17 protein-coding genes and 1 pseudogene are annotated in these 18,603 nt (G+C 64.3%); 4 read left to right on the forward strand and 14 right to left on the reverse strand.

From position 1 onward, the window contains the following. Nucleotides 1–76 precede the first annotated feature (76 nt). Nucleotides 77–865 carry an IclR family transcriptional regulator gene (locus K414_RS27665; protein WP_032384779.1) on the forward strand — a complete coding sequence of 263 codons (789 nt, stop codon included), beginning with the start codon at nt 77–79 and terminating at the stop codon, nt 863–865. Then, nucleotides 862–1,689, forward strand: coding sequence for a CoA ester lyase (locus K414_RS0121825; protein WP_037219486.1), 828 nt, complete (start codon nt 862–864; stop codon nt 1,687–1,689). The genes K414_RS27665 and K414_RS0121825 overlap by 4 nt, the downstream gene beginning before the upstream one ends. Nucleotides 1,690–1,739: 50 nt before the next feature. Here K414_RS0121825 and K414_RS0121830 read toward each other — a convergent pair whose 3' ends face one another. Next, entirely contained in the window at nt 1,740–3,158 is a 1,419-nt protein-coding gene (locus tag K414_RS0121830) for an MmgE/PrpD family protein (RefSeq protein ID WP_027497868.1), read from the reverse strand. Beyond that, nucleotides 3,155–3,967 carry a cyclase family protein gene (locus tag K414_RS0121835; protein WP_027497869.1) on the reverse strand — a complete coding sequence of 271 codons (813 nt, stop codon included), beginning with the start codon at nt 3,965–3,967 and terminating at the stop codon, nt 3,155–3,157. Before K414_RS0121835 ends, K414_RS0121830 begins: the two co-directional genes overlap by 4 nt. Before the next feature lie 177 nt (nt 3,968–4,144). On the opposite strand from K414_RS0121835, the gene K414_RS27670 reads away from it, so the two are divergent. Continuing rightward, nucleotides 4,145–5,512, forward strand: a complete 1,368-nt coding sequence (locus K414_RS27670) for an MmgE/PrpD family protein (protein ID WP_051365235.1) — start codon at nt 4,145–4,147, stop codon at nt 5,510–5,512. Here K414_RS27670 and K414_RS29210 read toward each other — a convergent pair. The 5 genes from K414_RS29210 to K414_RS0121865 all read right to left on the reverse strand — a co-directional run bounded on the left by K414_RS29210 (nt 5,509) and on the right by K414_RS0121865 (nt 9,214). Then, complete coding sequence (locus tag K414_RS29210) at nt 5,509–6,018, reverse strand: LpqN/LpqT family lipoprotein (protein ID WP_161631821.1); 510 nt, start codon at nt 6,016–6,018, stop codon at nt 5,509–5,511. The genes K414_RS27670 and K414_RS29210 overlap by 4 nt on opposite strands. 17 nt (nt 6,019–6,035) lie before the next feature. After that, nucleotides 6,036–6,983, reverse strand: a complete 948-nt coding sequence (locus K414_RS29215; RefSeq protein ID WP_027497870.1) for a hypothetical protein — start codon at nt 6,981–6,983, stop codon at nt 6,036–6,038. After that, on the reverse strand, nt 6,980–7,963 hold the full coding sequence (locus tag K414_RS0121855) for a hypothetical protein (protein ID WP_027497871.1): 984 nt from the start codon (nt 7,961–7,963) through the stop codon (nt 6,980–6,982). The genes K414_RS29215 and K414_RS0121855 overlap by 4 nt, the downstream gene beginning before the upstream one ends. After that, a complete protein-coding gene (locus K414_RS28350) occupies nt 7,960–8,259 on the reverse strand; it encodes a hypothetical protein (protein ID WP_051365237.1) in 300 nt (99 codons plus the stop codon). Before K414_RS28350 ends, K414_RS0121855 begins: the two co-directional genes overlap by 4 nt. A 91-nt stretch (nt 8,260–8,350) precedes the next feature. Next, nucleotides 8,351–9,214: a hypothetical protein gene (locus K414_RS0121865; RefSeq protein WP_027497872.1), complete on the reverse strand. Its 864-nt coding sequence runs from the start codon at nt 9,212–9,214 to the stop codon at nt 8,351–8,353. A gap of 223 nt (nt 9,215–9,437) precedes the next feature. Between K414_RS0121865 and K414_RS27685 the strand changes: the two are divergent. Then, nucleotides 9,438–10,463 (forward strand): annotated as a pseudogene (locus K414_RS27685) (YbfB/YjiJ family MFS transporter). Here the strand turns inward: K414_RS27685 and K414_RS27690 are convergent. From K414_RS27690 to K414_RS0121905, 7 genes are read right to left on the reverse strand one after another with little or no spacing between them, the layout of a single operon-like run. Further along, nucleotides 10,373–11,572 carry an XdhC/CoxI family protein gene (locus K414_RS27690; RefSeq protein WP_081701647.1) on the reverse strand — a complete coding sequence of 400 codons (1,200 nt, stop codon included), beginning with the start codon at nt 11,570–11,572 and terminating at the stop codon, nt 10,373–10,375. The pseudogene K414_RS27685 and the gene K414_RS27690 overlap by 91 nt on opposite strands. 7 nt (nt 11,573–11,579) lie before the next feature. Further along, nucleotides 11,580–12,206 carry an SRPBCC family protein gene (locus K414_RS0121880; RefSeq protein ID WP_027497873.1) on the reverse strand — a complete coding sequence of 209 codons (627 nt, stop codon included), beginning with the start codon at nt 12,204–12,206 and terminating at the stop codon, nt 11,580–11,582. Beyond that, nucleotides 12,203–12,706, reverse strand: coding sequence for a (2Fe-2S)-binding protein (locus K414_RS0121885; protein WP_027497874.1), 504 nt, complete (start codon nt 12,704–12,706; stop codon nt 12,203–12,205). The genes K414_RS0121880 and K414_RS0121885 overlap by 4 nt, the downstream gene beginning before the upstream one ends. Continuing rightward, nucleotides 12,703–15,069 carry a xanthine dehydrogenase family protein molybdopterin-binding subunit gene (locus tag K414_RS0121890; RefSeq protein WP_027497875.1) on the reverse strand — a complete coding sequence of 789 codons (2,367 nt, stop codon included), beginning with the start codon at nt 15,067–15,069 and terminating at the stop codon, nt 12,703–12,705. Before K414_RS0121890 ends, K414_RS0121885 begins: the two co-directional genes overlap by 4 nt. Next, nucleotides 15,066–15,917 carry an FAD binding domain-containing protein gene (locus K414_RS0121895; protein WP_027497876.1) on the reverse strand — a complete coding sequence of 284 codons (852 nt, stop codon included), beginning with the start codon at nt 15,915–15,917 and terminating at the stop codon, nt 15,066–15,068. Before K414_RS0121895 ends, K414_RS0121890 begins: the two co-directional genes overlap by 4 nt. After that, nucleotides 15,917–17,347, reverse strand: a complete 1,431-nt coding sequence (locus K414_RS0121900) for an MFS transporter (RefSeq protein WP_230591857.1) — start codon at nt 17,345–17,347, stop codon at nt 15,917–15,919. Before K414_RS0121900 ends, K414_RS0121895 begins: the two co-directional genes overlap by 1 nt. Continuing rightward, nucleotides 17,344–18,603, reverse strand: coding sequence for an FAD-dependent monooxygenase (locus K414_RS0121905; protein WP_027497878.1), 1,260 nt, complete (start codon nt 18,601–18,603; stop codon nt 17,344–17,346). Before K414_RS0121905 ends, K414_RS0121900 begins: the two co-directional genes overlap by 4 nt.

Consider the following 18,603-nt stretch of genomic DNA (forward strand, 5'->3'; position numbering starts at 1 on the left):
CAGGACCTTTCGTCAAATTCTTGTTACGGGTATGGTTCGCCCAGCGGAACGCAGGCACATCCGAAAGGTGACACATATGGTCAGCAAGCCGGTACTGGAAACATCGACAGGCACGGAGTCGGCAGATCGCGTCGCCGATGTGCTCATTGCTTTCGCACAATCCGATCGGGCCCTGGGGGTTTCGGAGATCGCGCGCAGACTCGAACTGAGCAAAGCTGTCGTTCACCGAATCCTGCAATCGCTGGCGTCACGCTCGATCGTGCAGCCGGTCGTGGGAGAGTCGACATACGCCCTCGGTCCTGCGGCTATCGGCCTCGGAACCAAGGCGTGGAGCCAGCTGGACGTCAGGTCCGTCGCTGCCCCGGTCCTGCGTTCCCTGCGCGCTCAAACCCGTGAGACCGCAACTCTGTCGGTCCTCGTCGGACATCGACGCGTGTACCTCGACCAGTACGAGAGCCCGCAAGAGGTGAAGATGGTGGTCGAGATCGGGCCCCAGTACGCTTTGCACTCAGGAGCATCGAGCCGCGCGATATTGGCCTTCCTGCCCGAACGCTTTGCGGTGGAAGCCTTCCAAGAGCTGCGGGCACACTCCCCCGATGCCGACGAAAGTCGCTTCCACGCAGGACTTCAGGACATCCGAACCAATGGGTACGCTACCTCCACGAACGAGCGGAACACCGGAGCTGCCTCCATTGCGGCACCGTTCTTCGACGGGGCCGCACATGTACTCGGCTCTGTCAGTTCGTCCGGTCCGGCCTTCCGCTACTCGTCCTCGGCGGACGACGAACACATGATTCATGCCCGCCAGGTGGTCGCCGCCGCGACATCGATCACCCAGATCCTGGAAGCTCGTACAAGCCGATGACACTGTCCTCCGCCCGGTCGTTTCTCTATGTTCCTGCGGTCAAGCCCAAGCTGTTCGACAAGGCAGTACGAGGCGCGGCCGACGCCGTTATCATCGACCTCGAAGACGCAGTTCCGTTGCCGTACAAGGAACGAGCTCGCCACGACGTCGCGCAGTGGCTCGACATCACAGAGCCGACCGCCACCGAAGTGTGGGTTCGCGTCACCCCCGAATTCCTCGAGGAGGATCTCGACGCGGTAGGCAGGGTGGGGATCACCGGCATCATGGTTGCAAAATGTTCGGTGGATTCGCTCACCCATGCCGACCGAATCCTCTCCGAGAGAGGGCTCCCCGATGTCGAATTGATCGGTCTCGTCGAAACCGCCCACGCACTGCGTGCCTTGCCGGAGATGACCCGCTGCAACCGAATTCGCACGTTCGGGATAGGCGAGGTCGACCTCTTGGCAGACCTGCGCATCACCCGCTCCGAGGACACGGCGACGGTGATCGACGGAATCCGCACGAGCATCGTGATCGACTGCGCTGCAGCTGGTATCGCAGCCCCGATCGCACCCACCTCGACGGACTTCCGAGACCTCGCCGGCTTCGAGACCACCACCGCACGGTTTGTCGAGATGGGCTTTCGAGCCCGAACAGCACTGCACCCCAGCCAGGTGCCCATCATCAACGCCGCACTCACACCCACCCACGAAGATGTGAACGCCGCTCGGAGGTTGCTCAAGCTGTACGACGCAGCTCACGGAGGACCGACGGTCGACGACTCCGGCCGATTCGTCGACGAAGCCGTGGTTCGTGGAGCTCGGGAAGTCCTGGCTCGCGCGTAATCAGCCGAACTACTGCACCGCCCAGCCGAGAACTGGGCGGTGCAGCGCCTCTACTGGTTCTTCGATACCGTCAGGGGCGCAAGCAGTTCGGTGATGTTCGACAAGTCGCCGAGTGCATGGCAACGACCGGCCAACGCACCGAGCTCGGTCTCGCTCAGGAACTGTTGCGCGTTGCTGGTGAACTTGGCCGACACCTCCTCGAACGACAGTGGTCTTTCCGGACCACCGCGAGTCGTCAGGACTTCTTCGACGAGTACGGAACCGTCGGTCATCGTGGCCGTCAGGACCGCCGGGAACTGATGGGGGAAAATGGCGTCGCACCGCGAATCCGGCACCACCGAGACCTTTGCCATCAACTCCCGCCGCTGCGGATCGTTGGCCAACTCGTCGGAGTAGTCCTCGAGAGCGGCACCGAGTCCCCCACCGCCCAGCAGTCCGACGACCACGGCGTACGGGCCGCTGAACTGAGCCATGTAACCGGTCGCAGGAGTGCGCTTGACCTCGATCGGTTCACCGATCGTGCGCAGGTTTGCGGCCGGGACACCCAGCTCCAATGTGCCGATGTCCTCCAACACGATTCCGCGCTTGCGTAGCGCAACCCCTGCGTCGATGGCGGCATGGGTGAAGTGGTTGGCGGGATACGGTTTGAAGAATATGCCCGGAACCGCCCACTCGGTACCGAGTCCGGCGACTATTTCGTTTGCCCGGCCCGGTTCGTGCAACCAGGCTTGGAAGAACCCGAACCGGCCTTCGAGGACCGTCGGCGGGCCGGTGATCCCGTGCCTGGACAGTCCCGCGGCCGACAGTGCGGAATGCGCGGCCCACCCGCAGTGCATGCGCTTGACGGTTCCGCCGGTGCGGTTGGCTTCGATGATGCCCGATGCCATCGACGCCGCAATGCCCATGGTGTCGACGATCCCGGTCTCGGAAGCACCCCCGATGACGGCAGCCGCTACGGCACCACCCATCGCGCCGCAAATGGAGGTTGCGTGTTGGCCGTGCTCGAAGAACACCGAGTTCTTGGCGTCCGGGTCGAAGCCTGCCATGCCGAGCCGAACGCAGACCTCGAGGCCGATTGCGATGCCGCGCACCAGGGCGCGGCCGTCGGCACCGTGTTCCTGGGCAGCAGCCAAGGCAGCGGGAACCACGCTGGCGCTCGGATGCAGGATAGAGGGCAGATGTGTGTCGTCGAAGTCCAAGGAGTGCGCGAGCACCCCGTTGACGAATGCGGCGAGCATGGGCGGTAGCGCGACGTCGACTCCGATGGCTGTCGCCGTCGCAGTGCCACCCTGTTCGCACGCCCATGCGATGGCGGCGCGGCTGGTATCGAGGTCCGTGGCCGCGACCGCGATTCCGAGGGTATCGAGAACGCGCATACCGACCGAGGCCACCACATCTTCCGGCAGATCCTCGTATCGCGTGTTCACAGCGAACCGCGCCACCTGCTGCGCGAGGGTGAGTTCACTCATGCGGACGTCACCGCCAGAGGGCGAACCGGCGAGCCGGTTGCACCGAAGATGTTCAGCGGCACCAGCAGGAACGTGAACTCGAAGATCTCCTGACGCGACAATTCTTCGAGGTCCAACGCTTCGATGATGTAGATTCCGCTCTCCACCAACAGCACTCGGTGTGCGGGCAGGAGAGCGTGACCTCCGCCGGGGGCGAGTCGTTCGAACGCGATGGTGTCGGCACCAGCCGCGTGCACCTGCAGGGCAGCGAGCCACTGAGCCCCGGCTTCGCTGACCCCCGGCACGCCGGAAGGGCCTCCGACGTAGGGCAGGCCTTCGTCGAAGAGCTGACCCCAGCCGCTGCGAATCAGCACTACGTCGCCGGTACCGATCTCGACCGACTGTGCAGCGCAGGCAGATTCGAGATCGTCGACCGTGATCTCGTAACCTCCGTCGCAGCGACCGACACCGAGAAGCCTGGGGATGTCCAGCAGTACACCGCGCCGGATCATCGGTGCGATGGTGTGCACGCCGTGCTCCACGTACTTTCCACCGAGGCAGGACTGGCCCGCGTCGGCACCGCCGTGCAGTTTCCCGTTGTGACTCACGTGCGCAAGCGCGTCGATGTGGGTTCCGACGTGGGTACCCGTCGTGATCATGTCGTTGGCTGCACTACCGCCGTCCGACCGTGTCATGTCCCCGTGTCTGCGCGGCAGCGTGTGCCAGAACTGCGGGTGATTGGGCGACTGCGGCATTCCCACTCGCAATTGTCTCCCGAGATCCACCGTGTGCACGCCCTGCTGGACGGCATCGAGGAGTTGATCGGACATTGATTGTCTCCTTCTACTCGCTGAGCGCGCCGATCACGTCAGCAATGCATTCGTTTCGCCAAGCGGAACATTGTGGAGCGACCCAGTTCACGGCTAAGCGATGTAGTCAGAGTAACAGTCCAGGCAATATCAGTTGTGTCATTGACGATCAGAGCCATCTGCTTCTAACCTTCACCGATGGACGGTTCATTGTCGTTTCGCTCAACGGAACACGTCGCCTCCGTCGCGCGGCTCGCCCAAGCAGTCGACATACTTCGCGGCCGGCCCCTGCCGGACAACCTCGTCGAGCGCGCACGGCTCGTTCTGTTGGACCTGCTGGGCGTGACACTCGCCGGGGCGCGCACCACAGAGATGACACGAGTACGCGCCCACTGGAACGCCGAGCCCGGCTCGACGCACCCGCTCGGCGGACCCCACGGCACCACGGTCGAATCGGCTGCCGAACTCGACGCTATTGCCTCGTGCTGCCTCGAACTCGACGAAGGCAACAAGTACGCCTCTGGACACCCCGCCGCGCACGTGGTGCCTGCAGCGATTGCAGCAGCGCGACGTGCACCCCAGCGGATCTCCGGTCCCACCTTCCTCACCGCCGTTGTCGCCGGATACGAAGTGGCGGCCAGGTTCGGCTATGCGCTGACGCGGAACAGTGCATGGCACACCCACGGGCATTGGGGTGCGACCGGTGCGGCGACTGCGGCCGCCGTCGTTCACGGATGCGACCGCGATGCCATTGCTGCAGCGATCGATTCGTCCGCGGCGTTGGTGCAGGTAGCGCCGTGGGCTGTGGTGCTCGACGGTAACTTTGCACGCAACCTCTGGATCGGCGGTGCGGCGCGGGCCGGTACGAACGCCGCACGACTGGCCAGTGCGGGTGTGGTGGGCAACACCGGTGCGATCGAGCATTCACTGGGCTCGATCATCGGCACGCTGGATCTGGCGAAGCTCACCGAGAATCTCGGTGAGCGATGGCTGACTCTCGAAGGTTATTCCAAGCAGCATGCGAGTTGCTCCTACACACATGCCGCCATCGACACCGTGCGGAGTCTGCGCAGCCATGCCGACTGGTCAGCCGACGACATCGCAAGGGTCGTCGTGCGTACACATTCACTGGCGGAGCCGCTGTTCCAACGCAATCCGAGCACTCGCCTCGGCGCGATGTTCTCGCTACCGTTCGTCGTCGCTGCTGCGTTCTTGTCCGACGCGATCGACGTCGACGCGCTCGATCCGGATGGTCCCACTTTCTCTCGCGCGCAACAATTCAGCGCCCGGGTCGATATCTCCTCGGCCGGCGAGTTCGATGAGCTTCTACCCGAGCGCCGGGCTGCCGAGGTGACGATCGAATTCCGAGATGGAACTGCCATGTCTGCCTCGACCCCGAATCCCGTCGGAGATGTCGACCACTTCCCGATGAATTACGGCGGGATCAGAGCCAAAATTGCCCGCCTGGTGGGAGAAGAGGATGCAGCAGAGCTCGAAGGCATCGTCGAATCCATCTGCACGACGGATGACGTTGCTGAGGAACTGCGCAGGCTGCCTACGACCTAGTTTCTCCCGATACGAACCTCGTCCACGAATTCGTCTGCTGCCCAAGCCAATCGAGACCTGACCCGTTCCGGCAAGGTGACCGTCAATTGGACGAGGTACTGATCGACGATGTGGTGGACCACGACATACCTAGTCCGAGCGAACAGCGTCCGACCGTCCCAGTCGTACCGACCCGCAATCGAAACGGACGGTAGACCGCAGAACGGTTCACGGTCGTAGCTGACGTCGATCCATTCCGGAAGTGCCCGAGAGTCGCCGAACCCACATGCCAGCAGGGTCTGCGGATCGAGTGACCGCGTCAACTTTCCGGTCAAGACTGCCGCGTTGGGAACGAATCCGTCGACCGCATCTGTCGGAGAACACAGCACCGCGGTGGCGTGCGGAAACAGATGCGCAGGAACGAGATCCCACCCCGGCAGCGCGGGGAGCTCCAGACCGAACCTTGCGCATTCGTCGAGATGTACGGGCACGAGCTCGACATCCTGCTGTTGCAGAACGCTCTGCATCGATTGCTCCTGAGTTGTCACCGGACGTCCCGTCGACCCGACATCGACGCCGCTCGGTCTGCTTCGATGCGATCGAGGAATCGAGGCGGTCGCAGTAGCTCTCGCGCGTCGTCGTGGGCAAGCTGCGCACGGCCCCAGGGATTGGCCCGACACCACTGCAGTACGGACAGCAGTGCGTTGGGCTCGACCTTCTTCTCGCACGCCATCAGGACCAGCACCTGATCCGTTCCACCGGCAGGGTCGCGATACACGACTCGGATGGTGGGGTACCAATGTGAATGCGACACCGCAGGATTCGGATGCGTCCGCGGCTGCAGCTCGACGATCCCGTCCCACGGGACAACCGTGATTGCAGTGGTGGCCTTCCATCCGCGGCGCCGATAGATCTCCTCCACGAGGCCATCGGGATGCAGTGAAATTCGGGTCCGATTGACGACGAGCACACTCAGTGCGAAAAACAGCAGACATATCGGAGCGCCGAAGTGCGACATGATTACGACGCTCAGGTCGTGACGCGTCGTACTTACCCGTGCGTCTCCTCCCCAGTGGATGTAGGACAGGCCGGACACCAACGCGAATGCGAGTATTCCGCTGCGATACAACACAGTCCCCCGCCCCGGCACTGCCACGCCTCGGCCGACTCCGGCGACAGTCACCGGTCGCACGAACAGCGACAGCCGCGCAGACCCGATGCCGGACAACGCCACGGCCGCTGTGAGCGGCATCAGCACCGCGAGCACCAGCGGCGACACGAGGAGAACGGTCTCCCCAGAAAGCGTCTCGAACAGGAGAACCGGAGCCACGATCGTCGCGGCAAGGAATGCAGACGAAGCCCCGAGAGCTACCAGCCAACCCAGGTGAACACTGCGCCACGTCCGCACCCACAATGGATACTTCTGTGCTACCAGGCTCTTACGCAGCACGTCCTCGGTCTGTGGCGTGCGATCGTCTCTGATCTCGCTCATTTTCCTGCCGCCTCGAACAACTTCTCCACGCCGTAGCTGACGACTTGGCCCAGTGCGATCCCGGCAGCAGCGCCGGCCACCGTGCCGGGCCCCGGAAAAATGGAACCCGCCATGCCACCCACGGCTCCGAACGCCCAGGTCGTAATTGCTCCCGCGACTATCGGCGTCGCCTCGACGATCACGGCCTCGGCCGGGTTCACGCCCTCGTCGATTTTTCCCGCAATTCCGGGAATCGCACCGGCAACGACTCCGAAGACCCCGAGCCCGCGTCCGATGTTCTTGGCAACGTCGTCGACGGATTCGACACCGGGTATTTCCAGCGCCCGCCTTGTCACGGCGGCCATGCCTCCGACGACCGACGCCGCGATGGTCGGCGGCCAGTCCGGCATCCAGGAGAACGACCCGTCCGGGTTCTCGACGAACTTTCCGGTGGGATTGTCGAGGGCGAGCGCCGTCAGCACCTCGGTGGGCTCGGCCAGCTGCTGCGCAGCGTCGAGAGCGACACTCTCGGCCTGGCGCAGAGCACTCTGGATGTCCTCGGTCAATTGATTTGCTGCAGAACGCAGTTCGTCGGCTCGACGCGTCTTCTCGTCACCCAGGCTGTCGGGAATCAGCGCGATCATCCCTTCGGGATTCACCACACCGTCGGCCCGTACCGCGAACCCGCTCGTCGTAGCCGCCGACACCTGAGCCCGCACGTGCGCTTGGGCGGCCTCGACGATGTCGGCCGCACCTTCGAATGCAGCTCCGAGCGAGTCGATTTCACTGCAGACGGAGCTCATCCGGGAGCATTCGGCCACCACGCGATCGGCTGCGGCGCGTGCCGCCTCGCCGGTCCACGTCTCGGCCAGTGTGTCCTGCTCTTCCAAGACCCCGGTTCGTTGGCCGTTGACGCGTTCGACTATCTCGGCCAGTTCGATCATCGTCTTGCGCATCGACTGCGGCTCCCAGCCGGCGACGTGCGGCACGGTCGGGGTCATTTCGGCTGGTCCATCGCAGCGAGGCGGCGGGCAAGGTCGTCGTCGGTGATCTCGTAGTTCTGCGCGACACCACGGGCGATGTCCGCAACGCATTCGGCTCGGCCTGCCAGAGCGGCAACAGCTCCCGCAGCCGCTGCGGACGCTGCCGCACACGCTGCGCGAAAGTCGGTACCCTGCAGCGCATTCTCGGATGCTCGGAACGGGGCGAGGGTGTCCAACTCGGCGATCACCTCCCCCGTTCCCGACAGCACATTCGAGAACTGCCGCAGGATCACTCGATCCACATTCACTGTCATGACGCTCCCCCGAGTCGCACCGTATCGACGCCCGGTGAATCGGCGTCATCGGGTTTGACGCAGCGAGCCCGTTATCGGTTCCGTGCCGAAGCTAGGACCGCGACAGTTCCAGTCGCTCACGAAGCGGTGGTGGCACCAGCAGGTCGGGTGAGTCGTAGCCGGTCATGCGAATCCGGTTGACCGGGCCGTCGGTGCACCACTTCATCAATGCCAGAACGGCATTCGGCTCGGCTGCGAGCAAATGGATGCGAATCGCCATCCGGTCCGGTTGATCCAGCCGGTCGCGGGGACGCTCGATATCGAGCCCAGTCGCTCGGACGTACAGTACGGGCTCGGTGAACCCACTCCCCCGCTTCTCTGACGTTCGGTACGTCGAGGCCTCGTACTGCTCCACATCGTCCCAGCGCACGAGGATGTCGTGGGTGCGCGGAAAGAAGAACATGCACGACCGTCTGCGTCTGACAAATCCGTCCGCGAACAAGCGCAGTTCGACGCTGCTGCGGAAGCCGAGCGTCGCCACCAGTACAACGATGGCAATTCCAGCAATCGGCATACCGGCCGCGCCGAACACGTCACTCTTCGACAGGGCGACCCCCATTCCTGACACCAAGAGGGACGCGACCGTGATCAACCAGAGCTTGGCGGTCCGAGGCGGAATGCAGACGCCGCTACCGAGCGCGTGGTCCTCGACGCGCCGAACGAATCGGACGGGGATTCCCCATCGAATCACGTTGTCGTTGAGCCCGATCCAAACGCAAGCCATGAGGGCAAGTAGAGCGATCGATCCGATCGTGTGCCCATTGTCGCTTCCGTGCACCTCGAGCCGTCCGCGATAGATCGCAATGGCTACCACCGCGACAATCGCGATGACGGCCTGCCACAGGCGGCCCAACGTGTTCGGCCAGTACGGGACCCAGATAGGTCGTTCTGCGTCGGTGTACTTCGTCTCACTCATGCGTCCCCCACAGTCGGTATCAGGTATTGGACGCACCGGTGGTGCGATCGGTTCCCTGCTGCTCGGTTCGATGAGACGGGGATCCAACGCGTACCGTTGGCGCGGCTAACGACTTAGGAGGGCGATCGCAATGAACGGCTGTCGATTATCGTTCGCTGCCGCGGCCGGACTCGCGGCCGCGATGGGCGTCGGACGATTCGTGTTCACGCCGCTGCTACCGATCATGGTCGACGCGGCGGAGGTGACCCCGAGCAGCGGTGCCGTCATCGCAACCGCGAACTATGCCGGCTACCTCGTCGGCGCGATCGTGTTGTCGGTGCGCCCGTCGATCAATACGACGACGTCGTTCAGGCTGTGGACGCTCGTGCTCATCGCAAGCGAATTGGCGATGGCTGCAGTGCATTCCACCGCAACGTTTTCGGCGCTGCGGTTCCTGGCCGGCCTGGCGAGTGCCGCCGTGTTCATCGCCTGCGCGAGCACCGTCACCGAGCACAGAGCCGACGGTGCGTCACCAGGAATCGCATTCGGCGGCGTCGGTGCAGGTATTGCAGCGTCGGGCATTCTGACGTTGCTCGCCGGACCACATCTGTAGTGGGAGGCGCTGTGGTTGTGCTCGGCGATACTGACCGCGGTGCTAGTCGCCCCGGCGTGGACGCTTCGGGTACACCCCGAGCCTGCAGGGCGGTCCGAGGCGGGCGAGGTGAACGCCGGAACCCGCACGGTGTGGCGGACATTGCTCGTCGCGTACTTCCTCGAGGGCCTCGGTTACATCGTCGTCGGCACGTTTCTCGTGGCAGCGGTCGGTGGCCACGGCAGCACGTCGGTGGGTCCAGCGGTGTGGATCGTCGTGGGATTGGCTGCGGTGCCGGCGACGGTGCTGTGGCAAGGGGTGGCACGCCGAACCAGCCTGCGCGAAGCTCTGGTAGCAGCGTTCGCCTTACAGTCCGTTGCCGCAGTACTTCCCGCCTTGACGGCGAACCCCGTCGCCGCAGTATTTTCGGCGCTGCTGTTCGGTGGAACGTTCATGGGCATCACGATGCTGACGATGACCACCGCGCAGACGCTTCCCGTCGGCCGTACCGCGGCGACTCTGACCGCGGTCTACGGCGTCGGGCAGGTACTCGGCCCACTGATCGTCGCACCTGCCATCGGCGGCTCCTATTCGATTGCCTTCACCATCGCGACCGGCGTGCTGATGCTCGGAACTGCCGGCGCAGTGCGCGTATCGCAGTTGACCGCGCCACGCTGAGCCTCGCTGCCACGGTCGGCGCTGCCGTGCAACGGACCGGTGCCGTCACGCAAACGCCCGCCCGATCGCCCGTTGGACACCGCAACCATTTCGGCGACGATCGACAGTGCGGTCTCCCCAGGGGTGCGTCCGCCGATGTCGAGACCGACAGGCGACGACAACCGCGCGAACGAGTCCTCTCCGACACCTCTGTCGACAAGACGTTCACGTCGGTCCTCGTGCGTTCGACGGCTGCCCAGCACGCCGATGTAACCGGCAGGGGTGCGCACTGCGACGTCGAGCAACGGGACATCGAACTTCGCATCGTGTGTGAGCACGCACAGGGCGGTGGTGTCGTCGATCGCCCCCTTGTCCCACTGGGCCGTCAGATACTCGTGCGGCCACGCCACGACAACCTCGTCGGCGTGCGGAAAGCGCTCCTCCGTAGCGAATATCGGCCGGGCATCACACACCACGGTGCGGTAGCCCACGATGGTTGCTGCGTGGGCGACGGCGTCGGCGAGATCGAGCGCGCCGAAGACGATCAGGAGCGGTGGGGCCCGAAACGATCGCACGAAGACCTCGACGATGTCGTCGTCGACGTCGATTTCCCGCAGTCCACTTGCACCGTCCGACAACATCACCCGAGCGAGCGATACAGCTCGCTCATCGAGCACCGGGTGTCCGATGGAGCCGGACGAACCGTCGGCAGTCACCACGAGGTGTCCGCCCGCAGCACCGGAGGCGACCGTGACCTCGGCAACCGACGATCGCGATGTTATTCGCGCCAACAGTTCTGCGTAGTGCGGGCGACTGTCTCGATCGACCCTGTCGACCACAACGTCGACCGTTCCGCCGCAGGTGAGGCCTATGGCGAACGGGTCGTCGGCCGCGACGCCGAACCTCAGGCGGTCGACGAGTCCACCCGTCGCCGCCGACACTGCCGCATCGAACACTGCACCTTCGACGCATCCGCCGGACACCCCGCCGAGAGCGGTACCACCGGCGTCGACGGCCATGACCGCACCGACGTCCCGCACCGCGCTGCCTGAGGTCGCCACGACAGTGGCCACACCGAACGGTCGTCCGTCTACGAACCAATCGTGCAGTGTGCCGGCGAAGTCGAGCATCGCGAACCTACCGACGTCCGAAGGCTCTGGAGACCAACCAGCCCTCGACCATTCCGGCGAGAAAGATCCCCGCGACCGGTGCGTACTTGCGCACCGGTTCGGGCATCAGAGACATCGCATTCAATTCGCCGCCCATCGGACTCGGAACAGCGGTCTTCACTGCTGCAGGCGCGGTGGGATCGGCCGTAGCCGAACCACTGAGCAACGCACCGAGATTGACGGCGAACTGTTGCAACACCTTGTTCGACACCGCCACGATCGCGCCCTTGCCGAACGAGACGATCTTGCCGCTGATCACCAGATCGGTGTTCAGGGTCAACCGCGAACGGTCACCGATCGACTCGACCGCGAGATCGACCTGAGCCTCGGCATCGCCGTTTCCGTGCGAGTCCGCACCCTTGGCTTCGAGTGTGAGCGTGCGGGTCTCGGCGTCGACTTCGAGGAACCGAATCGTGCCGGCGTACGACGCGCTGATCGGCCCGACCTTGACCTTGACTCCGCCGAGGAACGTCTCACCGTCCTTGCCGGTGATTGCGGCCCCTGGTACACAGGTCGCCACTTTCTCGACGTCGTTGATCAGCCTGAAAACGTCGTCCGCGGACGCGTCGATGTCGAGGGTGTTGGTCAGTATCACTGGGAAACTCCTTTCGCGCAGCCGACGCAGCGGCGCTGTTCGGCGCACGAGTCGATGGCCTCGACGATGGTCTGGTATCCGGTGCAACGGCAATAGTTCGAGGCAACCACCTCGCGGATCTTTTCCTTGGTGGCATCGGGATTGTCGGCAAGATATCCCTCGGCCAGCATCAGGAATCCCGGCGTACAGAATCCGCACTGCAGTCCGTGGTGGTCCGCGAACGCTTGTTGCAGATCATTCAATTCGCCGTCGATGCTCAGTGATTCGACGGTCCGAATCTCGGAGTTCTCCACCTGCGCGGCAAACGTCAAGCATGCGCGCGCCGGCTTGCCGTCGATCAGGACAGTGCAGGCCCCGCAGACGCCGTGCTCGCAACCCACGTGAGTTCCGGTCAACTGCAGGTCGTGCCGTAGTACGTCGACCAGGGTGCGGCGTGGTTGGGTGATCACCTCGTGCTCGGTACCGTTGACGGTCAGTTCGATCAGTTGCTTGTTGCTCATGGCCTTCCCTTCGCCAGCGCCGCATGTACAGCAACGGGAGTGATCGGTGTGTCGTTCAGTTCGACTCCGGTGGAACGTAGTCCATCGTTGACCGCGTTGAGCACCGCGGCCGGTGCGCCGATAGTTCCACCCTCACCGGCTCCTTTGGCCCCGGATTCGGTGAACAGGCAGGGAGTTTCGAGGTGGTGGATCTCGATGTCGGGAATCTCGCACGCGGTGGGCACCTTGTAGTCGATGAAGCTCGCGCACAGTGGGTTTCCGTGGTCGTCGTACGAGACCTGCTCGAACAACGCGCCCGCGATACCCTGGGCGATCCCGCCGCGACACTGGCCCTCAACGATCTTGGGGTTGATGGCGACGCCACAGTCCTCGATGCACACGTACTTCAGGATCTCCACTTGCCCGGTGCCCTCGTGTAATTCGACGACGACGCCGTGTGTGGCGTTGGAGAACGTGCCGTCGTTGAACACGTCGAAGCTCGCCGTTGCGGACAACCCCGGCTCGACCCCCTTGGGCAGCAGCTGCGCCTTGAGGTACGCGACGTCGGCGATGTCCCGGTAGGTGACGTACTTCGAGTGGTCGTCGCGCTGACGGACACGCCCCGACGCCAGCTCGACGTTGTCGTCACGTGTCTCCATCAGGTGCGCTGCGATCTCACACAGTTTGTCTCCCAGCTTGTTCGACGCCAACGCCACCGCACTGCCGCCGATGGTGATCGAGCGGGAGGCGAACGACCCGAAGCCGTACGTGATGCGGTCGGTGTCGCCCTGCACGATCTTCACCTGTTCGACGCCGATGCCGAGACGATCTGCGACGATCTGCGCCATGGTGGTCTCGTGACTCTGCCCGTGGCTCATCGTTCCGGTCGTCACGACGACGGTGCCGGAAGTATCCATCCTGACCTCCGAGATGTCGAACCCCGGCACCACGTTCATCTTGCGGGCGGCGAACGCGCTACTTCCGTAACCTGTTCGCTCGCTGAAGCAGGAGTATCCGATGCCGACGTGTCGACCATCTGCGGTCGCCCGCTCCTGAAGGTCGTACCAACCGCCGTCCCGCAGCGTCTGCTCGCACAGGTTCAGGGCCTCGAGGTACGAGCCCGGGTCGTAGGTGATGTTGTTGACGCCGGTGTACGGGAAGGCCGTGATGACGTTGCGGCGTCTGATCTCCACCGCATCGAGCGCCAGTTCGCGAGCCGCTCGCTCGAACAGCCGCTCCATCACCATCACGTACTGCGGGCGTGACACTCCGCGGTACGGCGCGGTCGGTGCCTTGTTGCTGAACACCGAGCGCCCTCGTACCCGGTACGCCGGAACCTGGTACACCCCTGGCATTTCCGCCGACGCCATGAGCGGCTCGATACCCGCGGTGAACGGGTAGCAGGAGTACGCGCCCATGTCGCACACGACATCCGCGTCCAGGCCCAATATGTGTCCCTCGGAGTCGAACGCTGCCCGCACGTCGTACTGCTGTTCGCGCGCCAGGAACGAGGCCGTCAGTGCGTCCTTGCGGTCCTCGATCCATTTCACGGGACGACGGAGCTTCAACGCTGCCGCGGCGACTGCAATTTCCTCGCGACCGACGACGCACTTCTGCCCGAAGCCGCCGCCCATGTCGGGTACCACGACGCGCACCTGGCGCTCGTCGAGTCCGAGGCAGAGCGCGGTGACGGTGCGAACCTGGTGTGGGACCTGCGTGCAGATGTAGACGATCAATTGCTCGTCGCGGTCGTCCCAGTACGCGATGCATCCGCGGGTCTCGAGAGGCAGTGCGTTCTGACGTCCGGTTCTGGACTGCACGGACACCACGGTGTGCGCGTCGTCGAATATCTCGTCGATGCCGTCGGTGGCAAACATCTGCACGTCCACGACGGTGTTGTTCGGAACCGAATCGTGAACCAGCGGCATGCCCTCGGACATGGCCTGATCTGCGGAGGTGACAGCGGCGACAGTCCGGTACGACACTCGTGCCGCTTCGAGTCCGTCCTCGACGCTGTAGGCGTCGGCGGCGACGACGATGGCCAGCGGCTCACCGACGTAGCGCACGACGTCGTGCGCCAGCACGGGCATGTCGGTGGGCACGAATTCGGTCAGAGGACGGGACAATTCGGCTCGGATCGGCCTCAAGTCCAGGTCCGCCGCGGTGAACACACCGCGCACTCCCTCGACTCCGGCGACATCACCGACGTCGAGACCGGTGATGGCTCCGGCCGCGACGGTGCTGCGGACGAACTGCGCGTGCAGCATGCCCGGCATCGCGATGTCGTCGACGAATCTGCCACGGCCGGTGAGCAACCGTGGATCTTCCCGGCGTGCGACCGAGGTACCGACGAATTTCGGCGTGAGAACCTGATCGACGCTCACGTGGGCACCCCCTGCGACACCAGCGCGTCGCTGCAGGCTTCGACAACCAACGTGCGCACCAGGGCGCGGCGGTACTCGGCGGTGAACATGCCCTCGTCCTCCAGTTCCAGTGCTTCGGCTGCGGCGTCCGCGCAGTCGGCGAACGTTCCACCGGCGGCGAGCGCGGCTTCTCCTGCGGGCGATCGCATCGGGGTCGCGCCGACCCCCGCAAGGGCGACGCGTCCGCCGACCACGGCCACGCCGTCGAGATCGAGGGACACTGCTGCGCCCACGATCGCGAAATCTCCCTGCCGCTCGGCGTATTCGGTCACTGCGGCATGCGGTGCCGGGTTCGGGAACACGATCTCGACGATCATCTCGTCGAACGCAAGATCGGTGGAGTAGTACCCGAAGAAGAACGAGTCTGCCTCAACGGTGCGCCGTCCCCGCACACTCTCGACGACGATGCGGGCGTCCAGCAGGATGGCGAGCAAGCACCATTCGGCGGTGGCGTCCGCATGGGCGATGCTGCCACCGACGGTGCCGCGGGTACGGATCGGGTAGTGCCCCACCCACCGCATGGCATCGCGTAGAACAGCGAAGTCTGTTCCCACGTCGCCGGATTCGACGTCATGGTGGGTGGTGAGCGCTCCGATGTGCAGGCCGTCGGATTCTCGGCGGATGTAGCTCAGAGTGTTCAACCCACCCACGTCGACCAGATGCCCGGGCCGGGCGAGGCGGAAGTTCATCATGGCAACCAGGGACTGGCCTCCGGCGATGATCTTCGCGTCCTCGCCCAGCTCGGCCAGCAGGCGCACTGCACCCGAGACATCGCGCGCCCGGTGGTAGTCGAACTGTGCGGGCTTCATCAGACCCGAGCCTCGCCTGCGACTACCTCGGTGGGTTCGTCGACCAGGGTGTCGAGTTCGCGGCCCTTGGTCTCGGGTGCGAAGTACGCCATCCAGATCACCGCGAACAACACGAACGCGGTGACGATGCCGAAGGTCAACGGCAGACCCAGGATCGGCCACATGACGGAGCCGAAGAGCAGAGGCGCAAAGCCGGTCGCCACCCGACTGACCGAGGAGGCGTACCCGAATCCCGAGGCGCGGATATTGGTGGGGTACAACTCCGAGACGTAGCAGTACAGCACGGGGATGGTCAGCTGGATGACGAATCCGAAGATGCCGAGCCAGATCAGCGCTGCCGATTGAATGTCGAGCATGACGGCGAACATGACCAGCGCACTGCCGGCGATCGGTCCGGACAGTCCGATGACCCACTTGCGTCCGAAGATCTCGACGATGAACGCGGAGGTGAGCACACCGACGATACCGACTCCGGTCATGAGCGTCGTACCGGCGAAGGCCGCGAATTCCCCGTAGCCCTCGGCCCGCAGGATGGACGGCATCCAACTCAGCGCGGCGTAGTACAGCAGCATGATCGACACGAACAGCATCCACGCTGCGGCAGTGATACGTGGGCTGTAGCGCCACACCGATTTCAGCTGCGTCAGAGCAGCTTTCATTCCACCCGGACCCTTCGGAGCGGTGTCGGCGACGATGACGTACTCGACGGCGTCGGATCCGGTACGAGTCACCATGTCGTCGATGACGGCGCGGGCCTCGGCTTCTCGGCCGACCTTGGCGAGGTAGATCGGCGACTCCGGGATGCCGCGCCGGACCCAGAACAGCAGCAGCGCAGGCAGAACCATGAACAACAGCATGTAGCGCCAGCGAACATCGCCGTCGATCGGGACGAGCAGTGTTGCCACGACGCCGCAGATGGTGGCACCGATCGGCCACCAGACGTCCATCGCGGACAGAATCTTGCCGCGAATGCGGCGGGGCGAGAATTCGCTGACCAACGCGTAGTCCACCGGGATGCAGCCGCCGAGGCCGAATCCTGCGAGGAACCGCAGAACGATGAAGATCTCGAAGCTCGGGGCGAAAGCACCGAGGACCGAGAACAGCGCAAAGATCAACAGCGTCAACGAGAATGCGCGTTTTCGCCCGACGCGGTCGGCGATCGTTCCCCACACGACGGCTCCGACGGCCATACCGATCAGGTTGCCGGTGGCGACGAGACCGCGCTCGGCCTGGGACAGATCCCAGTAACTTCCGAGCAGGGGGGTCAAGAAGCCGTTCAGCGCCACGTCCCAGGCGTCGAACATGTAACCCAGCCCGCCGATGATGAAGATCTTGCCCTGCACTCCCCATTTCCAGGGGAGCTCCTGTACTACCTGATCACCAGTCTTCATCGCAGCCTCCGGCGCGGTGTTGTGGTCCGAGGTCGTCATCGGACGAACGAGTAATGGAATTTCTCGTCGTCGCTGTCGTCGAGCGGTGTACCGCTCCACAGCCAGTCGTACGAGATGTCGGACTCCCCATCGAACGACGCCAGTGTCGCGTCCCGCTTCTGCTGCTCGGGTCCATCGGGTATGTGGTAGAAGGTCTTGTTCTGCAGGCTCGCGTCCTGCACCATCCGCGCGTGCCGGGCCCGGCGAAAGACGTAGCGCGCCAACGCGTCGTCGATTCCGCTCGAGGTCACCTTCGCGAGTTCCTCGGCGAGCACCGCCGCATCTTCCATTGCCTGCGATGCGCCCTGCGCCTGGTACGGCAGCATGGCGTGGCACGCATCGCCCAGCAGCGCGACGCGGCCGTCGGTCCAACGCGGGTCGGGTCTGCGGTAGTAGAGCGCCTGGCACAGCACGTTCTCGTCGGCCTTGGACAGCATCGCGTGGGCGCGGTCGTCCCAGTCCGGGAACGTCGCCATCAGTTCCTCGGGCCCGACGAGCCGCGGTCCGCCGTCACGTACTTCATCCGTACACGGTGCCAACGCAACGACATTGAGGTACTCGCCGTTGCGGATCATGTAGTGCACCAGGTGACGGTCGGGTCCGTACCAGATGGTGCTCTGGTAGCGATCTACGAGCCAGCGGGTTGCCGGATCCTTGACGATACGGTCGCCGGGAATGAGTGCGCGATACGCCATTTCGCCGGAGAACACCAGCGTGTCGGGCAGGCCGATGAGATCGCGTACCGTCGAGCGGATTCCGTCGGCTCCGATGAGCAGATCCGATTCGTACCGTCGTCCCGCTCCGGTGACTGCGACGGGCCGCATCGGGTCGGTGCGGTCGACCTCGACGACCTTCGCGTCGGTCTCGAACACCACAACCGGGCCGGGGCCGTCGGGGTCGAGGCACTGCGCATGAATGGCAGAGTGCAGGTCTGCGCGGTGGTAGTGCCAGTACGGCGCGTTGAACGTCTTCTTGCAGTATTCGCCGAGCGCGGTGAGCGCGATGACCTTCCCGTTCTCCCAGCGCCTGCGCACCTGATCCATCGGCTCGGTTTTGATCTCTTCGAGTTTCTCTCGCATACCGAGGGCGATGAGAATGCGGCTGGCGTTCGGTGCGGTCTGGATGCCTGCTCCGACCTCGCCGAGCTCGGCGGCGGCTTCGAGTACCGTTACCTTGATTCCTCTGTGCCGCAGCGAAAGCGCTGCGGTCAGCCCGCCCAGGCCGCCGCCGGCGACGACCACTTCGATCGGAGCCAT

It is taken from the genome of Rhodococcus sp. JG-3, assembly GCF_000482405.1.
In the GTDB taxonomy this organism is placed as follows: domain Bacteria; phylum Actinomycetota; class Actinomycetes; order Mycobacteriales; family Mycobacteriaceae; genus Rhodococcoides; species Rhodococcoides fascians.

Bases quoted from the DNA above. Each gene is read 5' to 3' on its own strand.
- K414_RS27665 (WP_032384779.1), top strand. From the start codon at position 77: ATGGTCAGCAAGCCGGTACTGGAAACATCGACAGGCACGGAGTCGGCA.
- K414_RS0121825 (WP_037219486.1), top strand. From the start codon at position 862: ATGACACTGTCCTCCGCCCGGTCGTTTCTCTATGTTCCTGCGGTCAAG.
- K414_RS0121830 (WP_027497868.1), bottom strand. From the start codon at position 3,158: ATGAGTGAACTCACCCTCGCGCAGCAGGTGGCGCGGTTCGCTGTGAAC.
- K414_RS0121835 (WP_027497869.1), bottom strand. From the start codon at position 3,967: ATGTCCGATCAACTCCTCGATGCCGTCCAGCAGGGCGTGCACACGGTG.
- K414_RS27670 (WP_051365235.1), top strand. From the start codon at position 4,145: ATGGACGGTTCATTGTCGTTTCGCTCAACGGAACACGTCGCCTCCGTC.
- K414_RS29210 (WP_161631821.1), bottom strand. From the start codon at position 6,018: ATGCAGAGCGTTCTGCAACAGCAGGATGTCGAGCTCGTGCCCGTACAT.
- K414_RS29215 (WP_027497870.1), bottom strand. From the start codon at position 6,983: ATGAGCGAGATCAGAGACGATCGCACGCCACAGACCGAGGACGTGCTG.
- K414_RS0121855 (WP_027497871.1), bottom strand. From the start codon at position 7,963: ATGACCCCGACCGTGCCGCACGTCGCCGGCTGGGAGCCGCAGTCGATG.
- K414_RS28350 (WP_051365237.1), bottom strand. From the start codon at position 8,259: ATGACAGTGAATGTGGATCGAGTGATCCTGCGGCAGTTCTCGAATGTG.
- K414_RS0121865 (WP_027497872.1), bottom strand. From the start codon at position 9,214: ATGAGTGAGACGAAGTACACCGACGCAGAACGACCTATCTGGGTCCCG.
- K414_RS27690 (WP_081701647.1), bottom strand. From the start codon at position 11,572: ATGCTCGACTTCGCCGGCACACTGCACGATTGGTTCGTAGACGGACGA.
- K414_RS0121885 (WP_027497874.1), bottom strand. From the start codon at position 12,706: ATGAGCAACAAGCAACTGATCGAACTGACCGTCAACGGTACCGAGCAC.
- K414_RS0121895 (WP_027497876.1), bottom strand. From the start codon at position 15,917: ATGAAGCCCGCACAGTTCGACTACCACCGGGCGCGCGATGTCTCGGGT.
- K414_RS0121900 (WP_230591857.1), bottom strand. From the start codon at position 17,347: ATGACGACCTCGGACCACAACACCGCGCCGGAGGCTGCGATGAAGACT.
- K414_RS0121905 (WP_027497878.1), bottom strand. From the start codon at position 18,603: ATGGCTCCGATCGAAGTGGTCGTCGCCGGCGGCGGCCTGGGCGGGCTG.